Origin of the sequence: Agrobacterium tumefaciens (assembly GCF_031801495.1) — a bacterium.
GTDB classification, from domain to species: domain Bacteria; phylum Pseudomonadota; class Alphaproteobacteria; order Rhizobiales; family Rhizobiaceae; genus Agrobacterium; species Agrobacterium tumefaciens_K.
Genome location: NZ_JAOEGC010000002.1, coordinates 1358301 through 1372631 on the forward strand (window position 1 = coordinate 1358301; position 14331 = coordinate 1372631).

Here is a 14331-nt window from a genome sequence, read left to right on the forward strand (position 1 = left end):
CGCTCAAGCCTCGGGCGCCACGTAACGCGGGAAGACCGGCTTCGGCGCTTCAAGCGGCGTGCCCGGCACCAGGCGGCCAGCCTCACCAAGCGCTGCGAAGTCGCGCTTGTCCGCCGGTGCGGCCACCAGATCGAGCAGCTTTTCGCAGGAATCCGGCATGAACGGCTGCAGCAGAATGCCGATCTGGCGCACCACCTCTGCCGTTACGTAAAGCACGGTACCCATGCGCTCCGGGTCGGTCTTTTTCAGCGCCCAGGGCTCCTGGCTAGCAAAATAACGGTCTGTTTCCGAAACGACGGCAATAATCGCTGCAAGCGCGCGATGGATAAGCTGCTTGTCCATTTCCTCACGGCAGATCGCCAGCAGACCATCGGCAGATGCCAGCATCGCCTTGTCTTCATCGCTGAAAGCGCCCGGCGTTGGGATCTGGCCGTCGCAATTCTTGACGATCATGGAGAGCGAGCGGCTGGCTAGGTTGCCAATACCGTTCGCAAGATCCGCATTGATGCGGGTGGCGATGCCCTCTTCGCTGTAGCTGCCGTCCTGCCCGAAGGAAACTTCGCGCAGGAAGAAATAACGCACCTGGTCCAGCCCGAAATGGTTCACCAGATTGACCGGATCGACCACGTTGCCGAGCGACTTCGACATCTTCTCGCCCTTGTTGAGCAGGAAGCCGTGCGCATAGACGCGCTTGGGTAGCGGCAGACCGGCGCTCATCAGGAACGCGGGCCAGTAGACCGCGTGGAAGCGGATGATGTCCTTGCCGATGATGTGAACGTCGGCCGGCCAGTATTTCGCGCGTGGACCGTCCTTGTCTTCGATGTAACCGGTCGCGGTGATGTAGTTGGTCAGTGCATCGACCCACACATACATGACATGCGCAGGATCGTTCGGCACCTTGATGCCCCAGTCGAAGGTCGTGCGCGAGATCGACAGATCCTTCAGGCCCGATTTGACGAAGGAAACGATCTCGTTGCGGCGTTCGGCCGGACCGATGAAATCCGGCTGGTCTTCATAGAGCTTGAGCAGCTTGTCCTGATATTCCGACAGCTTGAAGAAGTAGCTCGCCTCTTCTACCCATTCGACCGGCGTCCCCTGCGGTCCGTAGCGAACGCCGTCGGCGCGCACTTCGGTTTCGTCTTCGGCGTAATAGGCTTCATCGCGAACGGAATACCAGCCGGCATAGCTGTCCTTGTAGATGTCGCCGCTTTTCGCCATCAGGTTCCAGATGTTGCGCGACGTCTCGTGGTGACGCTCTTCCGTTGTGCGGATGAAGTCGTCGTTCGAGGCGTTGAGCAGCTTGCCCATTTCGCGGAACTGGTCGGAGTTGCGCTGCGCCAACTCTTCCGGCGTTATACCTTCGGCGCGGGCCGTCTGCTGCATCTTCTGGCCGTGTTCGTCCGTCCCGGTCAGGAAGAAGACATCCTTTCCATTCAGGCGCTGAAAACGCGCCATGGCATCGGTCGCAATCAACTCATAGGCATGGCCGATATGCGGCTTGCCGTTAGGGTAGGAAATTGCGGTGGTGATGTAGAAAGGTGTCTTGTCTGTCATGACGCTCGATCGGCTTTGCGGACTGTTTTTTGGATAGACCGCTCTTAAACCATTGTTCGCACCAGCGAAAGCGAAAGCCGCACGATTTGTACGATCTGTTGGCTTCAGACGTTGCGAATGTCTTCGAGGATGGACAGTACCATCTGCTTCTTGTCGAGGTTATAGGCCGTCGCGACCGTAATGCGCTCCGAAAGCGTGGAGGAAAGCCGCGCATGACGTTCTGCAGCATCGATATCACCGGCCATTGCCAGCGCCCTCGCCCGATCCATCAACGCTTCGGTGGCGTGCTCCATGAAGAAGCCCAGGATGACATCGCCGTCCTTCTGCGCCAGCACTTCGGCCAGCTTGTGCATCAGCTTGCGCGCAGCCGGTCCCTCCGCGGTCATGACATCCGAAAATGCCTCCACGATATCGCTGCCGCCGTAGTTCACCAGCTTCAGCGCCTGCGCGACACTGCCTTTCGACGCTGCCAGCAGCGCCTCGCGCTTTTCAATGCTTCCGCTGATGCCCAGATTGTCGAGTGCATGAACCATGTTCGCGTCGGACAGAGGCAACATGCGCAGCGGCATGCAGCGGGACCGGATCGTCGGCAGCAGCTTGCCTGGCGCGTGCGAAAGCACCAGGAAAAGCGCCCTCTTCGGCGGCTCTTCCAGGATCTTCAGGATGGCGTTTGCGGCGTTGCGGTTCAGATCGTCAGCCGGATCGATGATGACGATGCGCCAGTTGCCGGTGCCTGATGTCTGCGAAAAGAAGTGCCCTGCCCGCCGCACCTCGTCCACCGTGATGGCGGATTTCACCCGGCCGGTTTTTTCATCGACCGGGCGTGTCAGATGCAGAAGATTATGCGAGGCGCCGGAGGTGATCTGGCGGCTGACAAGCGATTGGGGATCCGGATCGACCATCTCGGCCGGTGCAAGCGCCGGGTCCGGGTGGCTCAGCACATGATTGGCAAACCGGAAGGCAAGTGTCGCCTTGCCGATGCCTTCAGGGCCTTCGATCAGGATGGCGTGGTGGCCTTTGCCTGAACGATAGGATTGCGCCAGAAACGCCTCCGCTTCCGCATGGCCGAACAGTTTCGTGTTCTGCTGCGGCGCGATGGCGCCGTCGAGAACGCCCTGAACCTCGCTCATGGCGCTTCGCCCGCGGCTTCCTTGAAGCGCTCCAGCAGAGGCTCGACGAAGGACATGACGTCTTCCGAAACACGGTCTTCCGGCTGATCAGCATTAACGATGCGGCAACGCCGCGGCTCGGCGAGCGCAATGTCGAGATAGGCTTCGCGGCGTTTTTCGTGCGTCTCGATCTCTTCTTTTTCGAACCGGTCGGGCGTTGCCCCCTCATCGGCACGTTTTCTGGCGCGTGCCAGCCCCTTTTCAGCGGCAATGTCGAAGATCAGCGTCAGGTCAGGGATCACACCATCGATGGCGATACGCTGCAACGTCTCGATGAAGTCCGGCTCAAGATTGCCAGTGGTACCCTGATAGACACGGGAAGAATCAAGGAAACGGTCGCAGAGTACGACCGCGCCCTTCTCAAGCGCCGGACGAATGACCTCTTCGACGTGATCGTTGCGCGCTGCTGCGAAAAGGACGGCTTCCATGCGAACGCCGAATGATTCCGCAGCGCCGGACAGCAGAACATGGCGTACCGCCTCAGCCCCGGCAGATCCACCCGGTTCTCGTGTCACGATCACATCGAAACCACGCTTGCGCAGTGTCTCGGCAAGCGTGCGAATCTGCGTCGACTTGCCGGCTCCTTCGCCGCCTTCAAAGCTGATGAACAATCCGGTCTTTTCGGACAAAGCGATTTCCTGTGCAGTCTTCTTTTTTGAATCCGGGTTCTGTTTAGACCATATCGCCGACTTGTAAAACAGCCGCCTTCAAAGCCAGAAGAGCAGCAGTTCTTTAAGGGCGCCCGTTGCATTCTGGGTCAGGGTACCCTTGCCCACCGCCGAGGTGGCGTAAAGCGGCACTTCGCGCAGTAGGCGCTCACCTGAAAAGACCCGGAGCGTGCCGGCATTGGCACCGTTTTCCAACGGCGCGCGAAGCGGCCAGTTATAGACGATGCGGCCGGAAAGCCGATCGGGATTGTTGACCGGCACCAGCACGCTGACCTCTTCGGCCGGTGCGAGTTCGATGTGCGAGACATCGCCGCCATAGACGCTCACGGAACCGACGGCCTCACCCTTCGCAAAGAGGCGACGCTTTTCGAAGTTCGTCAGCCCCCAGTCAACCACGCGGCGGGCTTCTTCCTGACGGGTCTTTTCGTCAACAATGCCAGCGAGCGCTAGATAGACGCGCCGTCCATCACGCGCGGCCGAAACCACAGCGGCATAACCGCTGCCCTCGGCAAAACCGAGACCCATGCCGTCAATGCCGACGCCGAGGGCAAGAAGCGTATTCTTGTTGCGCTGAAAAATCCGGTTCCACTCGAAATCTGGCTTGGTGAAAAGCCCGTACTGATCCGGATAGGTATCATGCAGATGCTGGGCGAGCCGCACCATGTCCTTTGCCGTGGTCTGGTTGCCGGGATCGGGCAAGCCTGTCGAATTGGCAAAGACGCTGCGGTTCATGCCAAGTTCTGAAGCACGCGTGGTCATGCGCTTCGCAAAGGCCGCATCCGATCCCGCCATGCCCTCGGCGACGATGATACAGCCGTCATTGGCGTTCTGCACGATGATGCCGGTCAGAAGGTCGTTGATGCCGACGGAGGATTTGAGCTGCGCGAACATCGTCGAGGTTCTGGAAGGCGCCCCGCCCGTCCGCCAGGCATACTCGGAAACCGGATATTGCGTCTCGGCGGAAACCTCGCCTTTCTTGAGGGCATCCAGCATCACCTCCACCGTCATCAGCTTGGCAAGCGATGCGGGAGGAAAGTTCTGGTTTTCGTTCTGGGCCAGAAGCACCGTGCCGGTTTCGGCATCGATCATGTAGGCCTGTTCGGCCTTGGCAATGAAGGGTGCCGTCTGGGCGCCAACGCCCGTGCTGCTCGCAACAGCGACGGCAAGCACAACGGAAAGCCGGACGAATGACCGTTGAAATGCCTTGCCAAGATCGCCGCGCATGTCGCCCCGCATGGCCGCCGTTCAGATAACGGCAGCAGAAAAACCAGTCTGACCGTCAGCGCTTCGCGTTCTGACGCTTTACGTAAGCGAGAATGGACTCTTCGTTGAGCGCGCCGCGATCGGTCAGAACGCTGTCGAAGGCCTGAGATGCCTTGGAAACGGACGCTTCCTCGGAATAGGCGGCGGCATATTTGGACGATGGCGTCGGAACGCGCAGGTAATGACCGCCGGGATCGCTGGGCGCACGAAGGAAGTCACCATCAGGGCGCTCGGCTAGGAACGGACCGATTTCCGGCAGAACGGCGAACTGCTCAAACGTCTGCGGCGCGCTGTTGACCAGCGGCATGGCCTGCAGGGCGGCATTCTTCTTGGAACCCACCAGTGCCGTCTGGGTCGAGCCGCTGTAAGAAGGGCTGGACGCCGGAACCGGAACGAAATTCGGCGAGGCCGAAGCCACCATAACGCCGGTCGCGATCTGGCCTTCAGGTGCGACGCCCGGTGCGCGCGACCCCTTCGGAATGTAGGAAGCCATCAGGTAAGGCATGTCGTGTCCGTCAAGCGGCGCACGCCCGGCATATTGCACGCGCACATTCGCCGTACCTGTTCTCTTCATATCGAGGAGATCGGCAGTTTTGCTGGATACGTCGATCAGGCGTCCTTCGTGGAAAGGTCCCCGATCGTTGACGCGAACCAGAACCGAGGAGCCGTTTTCCATGTTCGTGATGCGGGCATAGCTGGGCAGCGGAAATGTCGGATGCGCGGCAGACAGATGTTCCTTGTCGTAGACTTCGCCGTTCGCCGTCAGGCGTCCGTGGAATGCGGAGCCGTACCAGGATGCAAGTCCGGTCTTGTTGTAGCCCGGCTCTTCCTTCGGGAAATAACGACGTCCCTTCACCGTATAGGCGTTACCGACCAATTCGCGGCCGCCGCCCTTTGGAATATTGTGGCCATCAGCCACACGTGGGCTGGCCTTCACGCCGTATTCCGATTCAGAGAAGTACTCTTTGCTGCGCTTTTGTTTCGGCTTGGTTTCTGAGGTCGTGGTCGAGCATGACGCCGCCGCGGCGCACAGCACGGAAATCGCAAGCAACTTGACGCCCGACTTGGCGTTGATGCCGAGTTTCTTAACTGTAGAATTCAAATCGTCTGTCCCACGCTGCTTGCGGGTCGGCGAACCGCCCCCTCTTTTGCCTCGATTGCATTGCCCCTGCCATCGAAGCACCTAACAGTCGTTTAATCTTGTGCATAACGTGGCGAAAATGCGAGCGGCTTCTGCAAAATCGATAAAATTGTAATGAACGTGGTTAACGATACATTGCCAAGCGAGCCGCCTCAGCCATGGCGGCTCATGCATAAAACCCTACAAAAACAGTCAGTTTGGAAGAATTGCAGCCTATTCCGTTATCCCAGCCGACCGGACGGGATTTCTCGCCCACACAGAGTGGGATAGGGCTGGCGACGCCTTATTTCGATGTCGCGGCGTGAAGACGGGCCACCAGATAGTCGTAGCTTTCCATCACCTGCACACGGTCGTTCGGCCCACGCACGATCATCGCTCCCTGCGCCAAAGGCAGGATTTGCAACACGTGATCGAAATTGATAGCGAACTTCTGATTGTTGCCAACAGCGGTGACTTCAATCCACATAAAAATCCCAACCTTTCGAGAATCACATTTCTCGGAGATTTATAAAGGCAGGATCAAAACTCTCAAACGGTTATCATCGTTGCCATCGCGGTCATCCTGCGATTGTTTCGACAGTTGGCGATAACCGTCAAAACGGGGGTTCTCAGGTCATCGATGACAGTGAGTTTTAGCGACACGTTACAGATAATCGCCAGCGCTTCACGCAAATTACCGTAGTTCGGATTGTGAGAAGTGGCGACGGCCGGCTCCAAACATCGTCGTGATGGCTGGCGGATGGGGTGGGATTCGAACCCACGGTAGGCTCGCACCTACGCCGGTTTTCAAGACCGGTTCCTTAAACCACTCGGACACCCATCCCGTCGTGGTGAGGCTTTATAGCGTTTTGAAAAAAGCCGTCAATCCCGATCGCGACGAGGTAGTCCGGTAGTGTTACTGCGCAGGTGCCGTTTGCGAAGGAAGGAGCGAGCCGTCCTCAGCTGGAATCGCTGGCAACTGCGGACGACCCTCAAGGAAAGCGAGGCTCAAAACAATCGCGACCAGCACAAGCAGCAGCCCCACAAAAAATAAGCCCGACTTGTCGATCCGTCTGCGCATGGCAAAAATTGTAAGTTTAAATGTGTGAAAATAGAGGCGACGGAACAAATTCCCGTACAAACGCCATGCCCGACGAACGGTTCAATCCTCTAGGGCGTCACTTCGTTCTGGTTGGCCGGTTTGCGGTTAGAAACGGGCTTAGATGCGAGATAGAGAACATATTCATCGGCGGCATCCGCCAGTGCAAGCGCTGCCTCCTCCTCTCGCCAGCCATTTGCAACGGCGTTGACGATAAGCGACCTCGCGGCGGCAACAAACGTCTCGCGACATTCGGCGATCCGGGCCGTCTGATCAACTGCAAAACGTGGGGGTTGAATTTGCTGCATGACGGCAGATTGCCATTAGTCCCGCACTTCCGCAAGCCATTGATTAAGCGTTAGTTAATATATCAAATTGCGACACATAGTTGTTTCATGATGGGACACAGTCATACATCCCATCGCCATACGGCAAGGCCTCGAACCACAAAGGCACATCCGCGGAAACCAGTCTTGGTGGATGGAGCGGGTCTGCTGACATGTTTTTTAGCGAAGCGTACCGATTGGGACGGATGTGACCTATCTCGGCCGCGACATAATGGGGTATTCATCATTCATCGCTCCCGGGCATTGCCCAACTTTCCCCGAGCGATCAACCTGCCCCGCGTTCCGCGGGGCTTTTTTATTTGGAACGCCTGGCTCCGGTCAGCCAGCACCTTATACGTCGATACCCGGCCTGTGACCGTCGTCGCGCAGAATATCCTGGAAAAGATCGATAATGGCAGGTGGCAGGACATCCGAAATCTCAGCGATGATCTCGGTCGCCCGGTTATAGGAATAGATCGCGCAGAGCGTCAGAACCAGAAGCACGATCCACGGCCACAACGGCTTCTTTCTTGGTTGCCCGGGATCAGGCGGGCCTTGCTCGATAGCCATTCTGCTATGCCCTTCGTTCAGTAACGATTATTGCGCCCTTGCTCGCGGTTCGCCGCCCGGCGCATAAGCCGTCCTTTGCAGGAAGCGGAATATATTGCCGCATTGCCCACAGCGTATCATAAATTCCGCCGGATTGCCCGAGGAGCGCTCCGCACGAAACCCTCTCGGCATCTCGTCAACGCGAAAATCCACATCCGGCGACCTTTTGTCATCGGACTCCGAGGCCTCGGCAAAACCCTGATGACCACACTTCGAACACTCGAGCTTTCGGGAATATCTGTCGCGCGCCGCCATCTGTCGTCCTTTTTACTACTGAAGGTCAGGTAGCAGTGACCAAAAGGCATTTCAATGTCTGCAGGTAAACCTCGGCAGTAAAAACGCCGTATCCTGCGCCTGACGAAGTCGGCGAACAGGATGCACCGGTCCAGGGAATCGGATATTCCGGCACAGATGCATAACGACGCACCATTGATGTCTTTCCGTTTCCGTCGCGCGCTTGCGGGTCTGGGCGGATTGTTCGTGACCATTGTTGTCGCAATCTGGCTGGCGGCCGGATGGTATGGCGAAAAAATCAAGAGCGCCGGATACACCACCTCAACAGACCCCGTGAGCATTACCATAGGCAACGACAGGCTGGTGCTCGCGAAAAACACCATTCGCGTTCCCTCTCAACGAGAGAATGGAGACGCTGAGCGCGTTGATCTCTACCTGACATGGCCTGACCTGCAAGGATATGGCAACGACAACCGCAGCCTGTTCGACGACCCGCAAAAAAACACGAACCTGATATTCGTCCAGCTATCCCGAAGCACCATGTCTGAGGATATGTCCGGGCGCTTCGCCCCCATCTATTCGCGGTTGGCGGAAGGTGAGCCCATACCTCTGCGTTACGGTTTGTCGTTGCATAGGCTGAGAGCCGATTCCGGTTACGGAAAGGAAGTCATACTGACCGCCAGACGCGACGGTGAGAGCGATTACGTCGTACGCTGCCTCCTGCCGGAGACACCGGACGAATCGACCGGCAACGATTGCCAGCGGGATATCCGTGCCGGACAGGATCTCACGGTCTTCTACCGTTTCTCCGCGCACCAGCTGCCGCAATGGCAAACACTCGACGCAGCCCTGAAGAATTACGTCGAGGCACGCCTCAATAAAGGCTGAATGGTAGGGGAATTCCCCCAACCGCAATGCGCTGGAAAAGTCGCATTTTAGGGAATCCGGACACCATTCATAAACCACTTGGTAACGCCATCTCGATAAAGTTCTTTCCCATGAGCGTTTGGGCGGGGCGTGCCCGGACGAATTGTGAATATGCGATTGAAGAGTTCAGCGGTGTTGAAAAGTCTATCTGGAGCACATGTGCGCAAAGCGGGTGTGAAGTCTTTCGTCAGGTTTGTTGCGTTGACCCTTGCTGCGGCGTTCATGGCCGCAACAACCGTTCAGACGGCTCAGGCAGAACCGAAATATGCCGGCATCGTCATCGATGCGAAAACGGGCAAGGTTCTGTATGGCGAAGACCCGGATGGTCTGCGCTATCCGGCGTCCCTTACCAAGATGATGACGCTTTATCTAACGTTTGAAGCGCTGTCGTCGGGCCGCATCTCCCTCGATTCGAAAGTTCCGGTGTCGGCCAATGCCGCCAAGGAACCGCCTTCCAAGCTCGGTGTTCGCGCCGGTGGCAGCGTTACGGTTGAACAGGCCATCCTGGCACTTGTCACCCGCTCCGCCAACGACATTTCGACGGCTCTCGGCGAGTATCTCGGCGGCTCGGAAGACCGCTTCGCCCGCATGATGACGGCAAAGGCCCGTGCGCTTGGCATGACCCGCACAACCTATCGCAACGCCAACGGACTGCCTAACACCGCGCAGATGACCACGGCGCGCGATCAGGCCCGCCTCGGCATCGCGCTTCGCCAGCACTACCCGCAATATTACGGTTACTTCAACACCCGCACCTTTACATTCGGCAAGCAGGTCATCGGCAACCACAATCGTCTGGTTGGCACGGTCAAGGGTGTTGATGGCATCAAGACCGGTTATACCCGCGCTGCAGGCTCCAACCTTGCGACCTCGGCACAGCTGGATGGCCGTTCCATCGTTGCGGTTGTGCTCGGCGGACGTTCTAGCGCTGCTCGCGATGCCACCATGCGCAAGCTGGTCGCCACGTATCTGCCGCAGGCTTCGCGTGGCGGAAACTCCAACCTGATCGCCCAGACCCGTTCTGCACCGATTGAAGAGCCGGTTGCCGTTGCCGCGGCTGTCCCCTCCGCTCCGGTTGCAGCTTCTGCCGGTCTGCCGCAGGCTGGCCCGGTTCCGCAGGCCCGTTATGGCGAAGAAGCGCCGGTCAGCGCCTTTGCAGGCTCCTCCTCCAATGCCGCCGTCAATGCCATGGAAATGGCGACGACCCGTCAGAAGGGCAAACAGGCACCGGTTCCCGTTGCACCTATCGCGCCGGATCGCAGCCTCATCACGAATTCCACCAAGGTCGACAACATCGTCACCGCTTCCGTTGCAGCATCCACGGCAAAGCCGGCCATTGCGCCAAAGATGGAAGCGCCGGCAAGTGGCTGGGTCATTCAGATCGGTGCGTCACCTGATGAAAACTCGGCTCGCAACCTGTTGCAGTCGGCTCAGGAAAAAGGCGGCGCGGCACTGCGCTCTGCCAAGCCCTTCACCGTCGCTTTCAACAAGGATGGCTCGCAGTTCTACCGCGCCCGTTTCGGTGGCTTCGATGGCCAGAATGCCGCGGTCAATGCATGCAACGCATTGAAGAAGAAAGGTGTGAGCTGCTGGGCCTCGGCGCAGTAGTCATCACCATGAAACGGGTGGCGTCTGAAATGGCGACGCCTCCCAAATCCCCTCGAATTTGTATTGTGTAACGAGGCGTTCAAAGATGGCAATCAACGAGAACTTTTCGGACATTGCAGCAGTAAACGGACAGGGCAGTCTTTCCGTTCTGCATCCCATTCATGAGGCCGCAATGCGCATCGCCGATATCGGCCTCAACCGCTCCCGGCATAAGACACGCGATCTGGTCAACCTTCTGCTCTCGCACGGCGCCCGCGCCTGGCGCAGCAATCAGCCGGAAGCGAAGATCCATCTTCACATTTCCAGCCGCTCGGGCCGCGCGCCCATCCACATGAAATTGCGTTGACGCGTTGATCAACGGGTGACAGCCAAAACCCCGCGGCGCCATCGCTCCGCGGGGTTTTATGTTTCGAGAAATCACTCGCGCAATGTATCTGCGACAAGGGCATTGGCATGACCGTGGCCCATGCCGTGCTCCTGCTTGAGCCATGTAACCAGCTCCATGTTGCCACCCTCGCTGAGGATGAGTTCCTTCCACTCCGCAATGGGACGGCCATATCTGGCTTCGATGGATGGAAAATAGGATTGGGGTCCTTTCACCGGATTGGTTGCCATGACACCTCCCGATAGCAACGTTTCGTATGGAAAGAGATACCATGAAAGCGGAAGATGTCACCGTGTGCGGACGCAGGTAGCTCTTATAGGAACCGCCACAAGATAGCAGAAACCCCGCGGCGCCATCGCTCCGCGGGGGTTTATTTTTCAGACATTGAGAGACGGCTGGCTTACACGTCGCCTTCCGGCTGCTCGGTGACCTGGTCTTCGACCTCGGTACCATTGCCGTTTTCAGCGTCATCCTCGCCTTCCGGCTCGTTGATGCGCTCCACCGAAACGACCTTTTCATCCTTGGCCGTCGAGAAGATCGTGACGCCCTTCGTAGCGCGGCTGGCGATGCGGATACCCGCGACCGGCACGCGGATCAGCTGGCCGCCATCGGACACGAGCATGATCTGGTCATTGTCTTCAACCGGGAAGGCTGCAACCAGTTCGCCGATTTCCGCCGTCTTGGAGGTGTCCGTGGCGCGAATACCCTTGCCGCCACGGCCGGAGGTGCGGAAGTCGTAGGACGAAGAACGCTTGCCGAAGCCCTTTTCGGAAACCGTCAGCACGAACTGTTCGCGTGCCTTGAGTTCCTGATAACGATCTTCACCGAGTTCGCCTTCTTCCGTCACTTCTTCGCCAACCAGCGCGATATCTTCTTCATCGACACCGGCTGCACGACGTTCAGCTGCGGAACGCTTGAGGTAGGCTGCACGCTCCCACGGAGCTGCGTCGCTGCTGCCAACGATCGTCATGGAGATGATGCGGTCACCCTCGCCCATGTTGATGCCGCGCACGCCTACCGAGTTGCGGCCCGCAAAGACGCGGACGTCATCCACCGGGAAGCGTATGCACTGTCCCAGAGCCGTCGTGAGGAGCACGTCATCGCGATCGGTACAGGTTTCGACGGAGAGGATTTCATCGCCCTCCTCGTCCAGCTTCATGGCAATCTTGCCGTTGCGGTTGACCTGCACGAAGTCGCCCAGCTTGTTACGGCGTACCGTTCCGCGCGTCGTAGAGAACATGACATCAAGGGTTTCCCAGGTCGTCTCGTCCTCGGGCAACGGCATGATGGTGGTGATGCGTTCGCCGGGTTCCAGCGGCAGCATGTTGATCAGCGCCTTGCCCTTGGACTGCGGCGTGCCGATCGGCAGACGCCATACCTTTTCCTTGTAGACGATACCACGCGAGGAGAAGAACAGCACCGGCGTATGGGTGTTCGCCACGAACAGACGGTTGACGAAATCCTCGTCGCGCGTTGCCATGCCCGAACGGCCCTTGCCGCCGCGACGCTGTGCCTTGTAGGTCGTCAGCGGCACGCGCTTGATGTAACCGAGATGCGATACGGTCACGACCATGTCTTCACGGGCGATGAGATCCTCATCGTCCATGTCCGGGCCGCCCTCGACGATTTCCGAACGGCGCGGCGTACCGAATTCGTCACGAACAGCAGCAAGCTCATCCTTGACGATCTGCTGGATGCGGACGCGCGACGACAGGATTTCGAGATATTCGCTGATTTCCGCGCCGATCTTGTTCAGCTCGTCGCCGATTTCATCACGGCCGAGGGCCGTCAGGCGGGCCAGACGCAGTTCGAGGATGGCGCGTGCCTGCTCTTCCGAGAGGTTGTAGGTGCCGTCTTCGTTGATGCGGTGACGCGGATCGTCAATGAGACGGATGAGGCTTTCAACGTCCTCTGCCGGCCAGCGACGGGTCATCAGCTCTTCGCGGGCAGATGCCGGGTCAGGAGCATGACGGATGACGCGGATGACTTCATCGATGTTGGCGACAGCAATGGCCAGACCCACCAACACATGCGCACGATCGCGGGCCTTGCGCAGCAGGTACTTGGTGCGGCGGCTGACGACCTCCTCGCGGAAGGATACGAAAGCGCGCAGCATGTCGAGCAGCGTCAGCTGTTCCGGCTTGCCGCCGTTCAGCGCCACCATGTTGCAGCCGAAAGAGGTCTGGAGCGGCGTATAACGGTAAAGCTGGTTCAGAATGACTTCGGCATTGGCGTCACGCTTCAATTCGATAACGACGCGGTAGCCCTGACGGTCCGATTCGTCACGCAGGTCGGAAATGCCCTCGATGCGCTTGTCCTTGACCAGTTCGGCCATCTTCTCGATCATCGTCGCCTTGTTCACCTGATAGGGAACTTCGGTGATGATGATCTGCTCGCGGTCGCCGCGCATCGGTTCGATGGTGGCGCGGCCACGCATGATGACGGAGCCGCGGCCCGTCTCGTAGGCCGAGCGGATGCCCGAACGGCCCAATATGAAGGCGCCTGTCGGGAAATCCGGACCGGGAATGATCTGCATCAGTTCCGGCAGTTCGATGGCCGGATTGTCGATGAGCGCGATACAGCCGTCGATCACTTCCGAAAGGTTGTGCGGCGGAATGTTCGTCGCCATGCCGACCGCAATGCCGCCTGCACCGTTGACAAGAAGATTTGGGAATTTGGCAGGCACTACGACGGGTTCGGACAGCGTTCCGTCATAGTTGTCGCGGAAATCGACGGTTTCCTTGTCGAGGTCGTCCAGCAGCGAATGCGCCGCCTTTTCCAGACGGCATTCGGTGTAACGTTCGGCCGCCGGCGGGTCACCGTCGATGGAGCCGAAGTTGCCCTGACCGTCGATCAGCGGCAGACGAAGCGACCAGTCCTGCGCCATGCGGGCAAGAGCGTCATAGATCGCGGAGTTGCCGTGCGGATGGTATTTACCCATCACGTCCCCGGTGACGCGGGCGCACTTTACGTATTTCTTGTTCCAGTCGATGCCGAGTTCGGACATGCCGTAAAGGATGCGGCGATGAACCGGCTTCAGGCCGTCTCGAACATCGGGAAGCGCGCGGGACACGATAACGCTCATGGCGTAATCGAGATACGACCGCTGCATTTCCTCCATGATGGAAATCGGCTCGATGCCTGGCGGAAGCTTTCCGCCGCCGGGGGGACTTTGGTCAGTCAAAACGGATCACATTCTCTGTTAAGAATCGGATGGATTTTTATAGCGGAAACAGCGAGGTTAAGCCAAGTTCCCGGCAAGTTTTGAACAGTCTTTTGCGTCAAATGCAAGACAAACAGTGCTTTTCTCGCCTTGATCGGGCAAAAGCGTCGCTCCTCACTTTCAAACAGGCATGGACTTGCGTAGGC

14 protein-coding genes and 1 tRNA gene are annotated in these 14331 nt (G+C 58.4%); 3 read left to right on the top strand and 12 right to left on the bottom strand.

Annotation, left to right across the window (positions count from 1 at the left end; translation table 11 throughout):
- Positions 1 to 3 precede the first annotated feature (3 nt).
- The 10 genes from metG to N7578_RS16060 form a co-directional block, all read right to left on the bottom strand.
- Positions 4 to 1554: a methionine--tRNA ligase gene (gene metG, locus N7578_RS16015; RefSeq protein WP_311111272.1), complete on the bottom strand. Its 1551-nt coding sequence runs from the start codon at positions 1552 to 1554 to the stop codon at positions 4 to 6.
- A 104-nt stretch (positions 1555 to 1658) separates the two neighbouring features.
- The gene (locus tag N7578_RS16020; RefSeq protein WP_311111273.1) at positions 1659 to 2684 is read right to left on the bottom strand and encodes a DNA polymerase III subunit delta'; all 1026 of its coding nucleotides are present in this window, start codon (positions 2682 to 2684) and stop codon (positions 1659 to 1661) included.
- Positions 2681 to 3352 carry a dTMP kinase gene (gene tmk, locus N7578_RS16025; RefSeq protein WP_311111274.1) on the bottom strand — a complete coding sequence of 224 codons (672 nt, stop codon included), beginning with the start codon at positions 3350 to 3352 and terminating at the stop codon, positions 2681 to 2683. The genes N7578_RS16020 and tmk overlap by 4 nt, the downstream gene beginning before the upstream one ends.
- Before the next feature lie 78 nt (positions 3353 to 3430).
- Positions 3431 to 4615, bottom strand: a complete 1185-nt coding sequence (locus tag N7578_RS16030) for a D-alanyl-D-alanine carboxypeptidase family protein (RefSeq protein ID WP_311111275.1) — start codon at positions 4613 to 4615, stop codon at positions 3431 to 3433.
- A 55-nt stretch (positions 4616 to 4670) separates the two neighbouring features.
- Complete coding sequence (locus N7578_RS16035) at positions 4671 to 5756, bottom strand: septal ring lytic transglycosylase RlpA family protein (RefSeq protein ID WP_311111276.1); 1086 nt, start codon at positions 5754 to 5756, stop codon at positions 4671 to 4673.
- 322 nt (positions 5757 to 6078) lie between these two features.
- Positions 6079 to 6261, bottom strand: a complete 183-nt coding sequence (locus N7578_RS16040; RefSeq protein WP_311111277.1) for a hypothetical protein — start codon at positions 6259 to 6261, stop codon at positions 6079 to 6081.
- 267 nt (positions 6262 to 6528) lie between these two features.
- Positions 6529 to 6618 (bottom strand) — tRNA-Ser (locus N7578_RS16045).
- Between the two features lie 326 nt (positions 6619 to 6944).
- A complete protein-coding gene (locus tag N7578_RS16050; protein WP_311111278.1) occupies positions 6945 to 7181 on the bottom strand; it encodes a hypothetical protein in 237 nt (78 codons plus the stop codon).
- Positions 7182 to 7550: 369 nt separating this feature from the next.
- Complete coding sequence (locus N7578_RS16055) at positions 7551 to 7769, bottom strand: hypothetical protein (protein WP_311111279.1); 219 nt, start codon at positions 7767 to 7769, stop codon at positions 7551 to 7553.
- A gap of 27 nt (positions 7770 to 7796) precedes the next feature.
- Complete coding sequence (locus N7578_RS16060) at positions 7797 to 8063, bottom strand: hypothetical protein (RefSeq protein ID WP_311111280.1); 267 nt, start codon at positions 8061 to 8063, stop codon at positions 7797 to 7799.
- Positions 8064 to 8219: 156 nt separating this feature from the next.
- On the opposite strand from N7578_RS16060, the gene N7578_RS16065 reads away from it, so the two are divergent.
- The 3 genes from N7578_RS16065 to N7578_RS16075 all read left to right on the top strand — a co-directional run bounded on the left by N7578_RS16065 (position 8220) and on the right by N7578_RS16075 (position 10923).
- A complete protein-coding gene (locus N7578_RS16065; RefSeq protein WP_311111281.1) occupies positions 8220 to 8930 on the top strand; it encodes a hypothetical protein in 711 nt (236 codons plus the stop codon).
- A 150-nt stretch (positions 8931 to 9080) separates the two neighbouring features.
- Positions 9081 to 10577 carry a D-alanyl-D-alanine carboxypeptidase family protein gene (locus N7578_RS16070; protein ID WP_311111282.1) on the top strand — a complete coding sequence of 499 codons (1497 nt, stop codon included), beginning with the start codon at positions 9081 to 9083 and terminating at the stop codon, positions 10575 to 10577.
- Between the two features lie 85 nt (positions 10578 to 10662).
- Entirely contained in the window at positions 10663 to 10923 is a 261-nt protein-coding gene (locus N7578_RS16075; protein ID WP_311111283.1) for a hypothetical protein, read from the top strand.
- Between the two features lie 71 nt (positions 10924 to 10994).
- Here the strand turns inward: N7578_RS16075 and N7578_RS16080 are convergent, their stop codons facing one another.
- On the bottom strand, positions 10995 to 11192 hold the full coding sequence (locus N7578_RS16080) for a DUF4287 domain-containing protein (protein WP_311111284.1): 198 nt from the start codon (positions 11190 to 11192) through the stop codon (positions 10995 to 10997).
- 170 nt (positions 11193 to 11362) lie between these two features.
- Positions 11363 to 14146 carry a DNA gyrase subunit A gene (gene gyrA / locus N7578_RS16085; protein ID WP_311111285.1) on the bottom strand — a complete coding sequence of 928 codons (2784 nt, stop codon included), beginning with the start codon at positions 14144 to 14146 and terminating at the stop codon, positions 11363 to 11365.
- Positions 14147 to 14331 lie beyond the last annotated feature (185 nt).

What these genes read in the sequence shown, in the direction of transcription:
- N7578_RS16055 (WP_311111279.1), bottom strand. Translation starts at nt 7,769, where the DNA reads ATGGCTATCGAGCAAGGCCCGCCTGATCCCGGGCAACCAAGAAAGAAG.
- metG (WP_311111272.1), bottom strand. Translation starts at nt 1,554, where the DNA reads ATGACAGACAAGACACCTTTCTACATCACCACCGCAATTTCCTACCCT.
- N7578_RS16040 (WP_311111277.1), bottom strand. Translation starts at nt 6,261, where the DNA reads ATGTGGATTGAAGTCACCGCTGTTGGCAACAATCAGAAGTTCGCTATC.
- N7578_RS16060 (WP_311111280.1), bottom strand. Translation starts at nt 8,063, where the DNA reads ATGGCGGCGCGCGACAGATATTCCCGAAAGCTCGAGTGTTCGAAGTGT.
- N7578_RS16080 (WP_311111284.1), bottom strand. Translation starts at nt 11,192, where the DNA reads ATGGCAACCAATCCGGTGAAAGGACCCCAATCCTATTTTCCATCCATC.
- N7578_RS16075 (WP_311111283.1), top strand. Translation starts at nt 10,663, where the DNA reads ATGGCAATCAACGAGAACTTTTCGGACATTGCAGCAGTAAACGGACAG.
- N7578_RS16030 (WP_311111275.1), bottom strand. Translation starts at nt 4,615, where the DNA reads ATGCGCGGCGATCTTGGCAAGGCATTTCAACGGTCATTCGTCCGGCTT.
- N7578_RS16050 (WP_311111278.1), bottom strand. Translation starts at nt 7,181, where the DNA reads ATGCAGCAAATTCAACCCCCACGTTTTGCAGTTGATCAGACGGCCCGG.
- N7578_RS16070 (WP_311111282.1), top strand. Translation starts at nt 9,081, where the DNA reads ATGCGATTGAAGAGTTCAGCGGTGTTGAAAAGTCTATCTGGAGCACAT.
- N7578_RS16020 (WP_311111273.1), bottom strand. Translation starts at nt 2,684, where the DNA reads ATGAGCGAGGTTCAGGGCGTTCTCGACGGCGCCATCGCGCCGCAGCAG.
- N7578_RS16065 (WP_311111281.1), top strand. Translation starts at nt 8,220, where the DNA reads ATGCATAACGACGCACCATTGATGTCTTTCCGTTTCCGTCGCGCGCTT.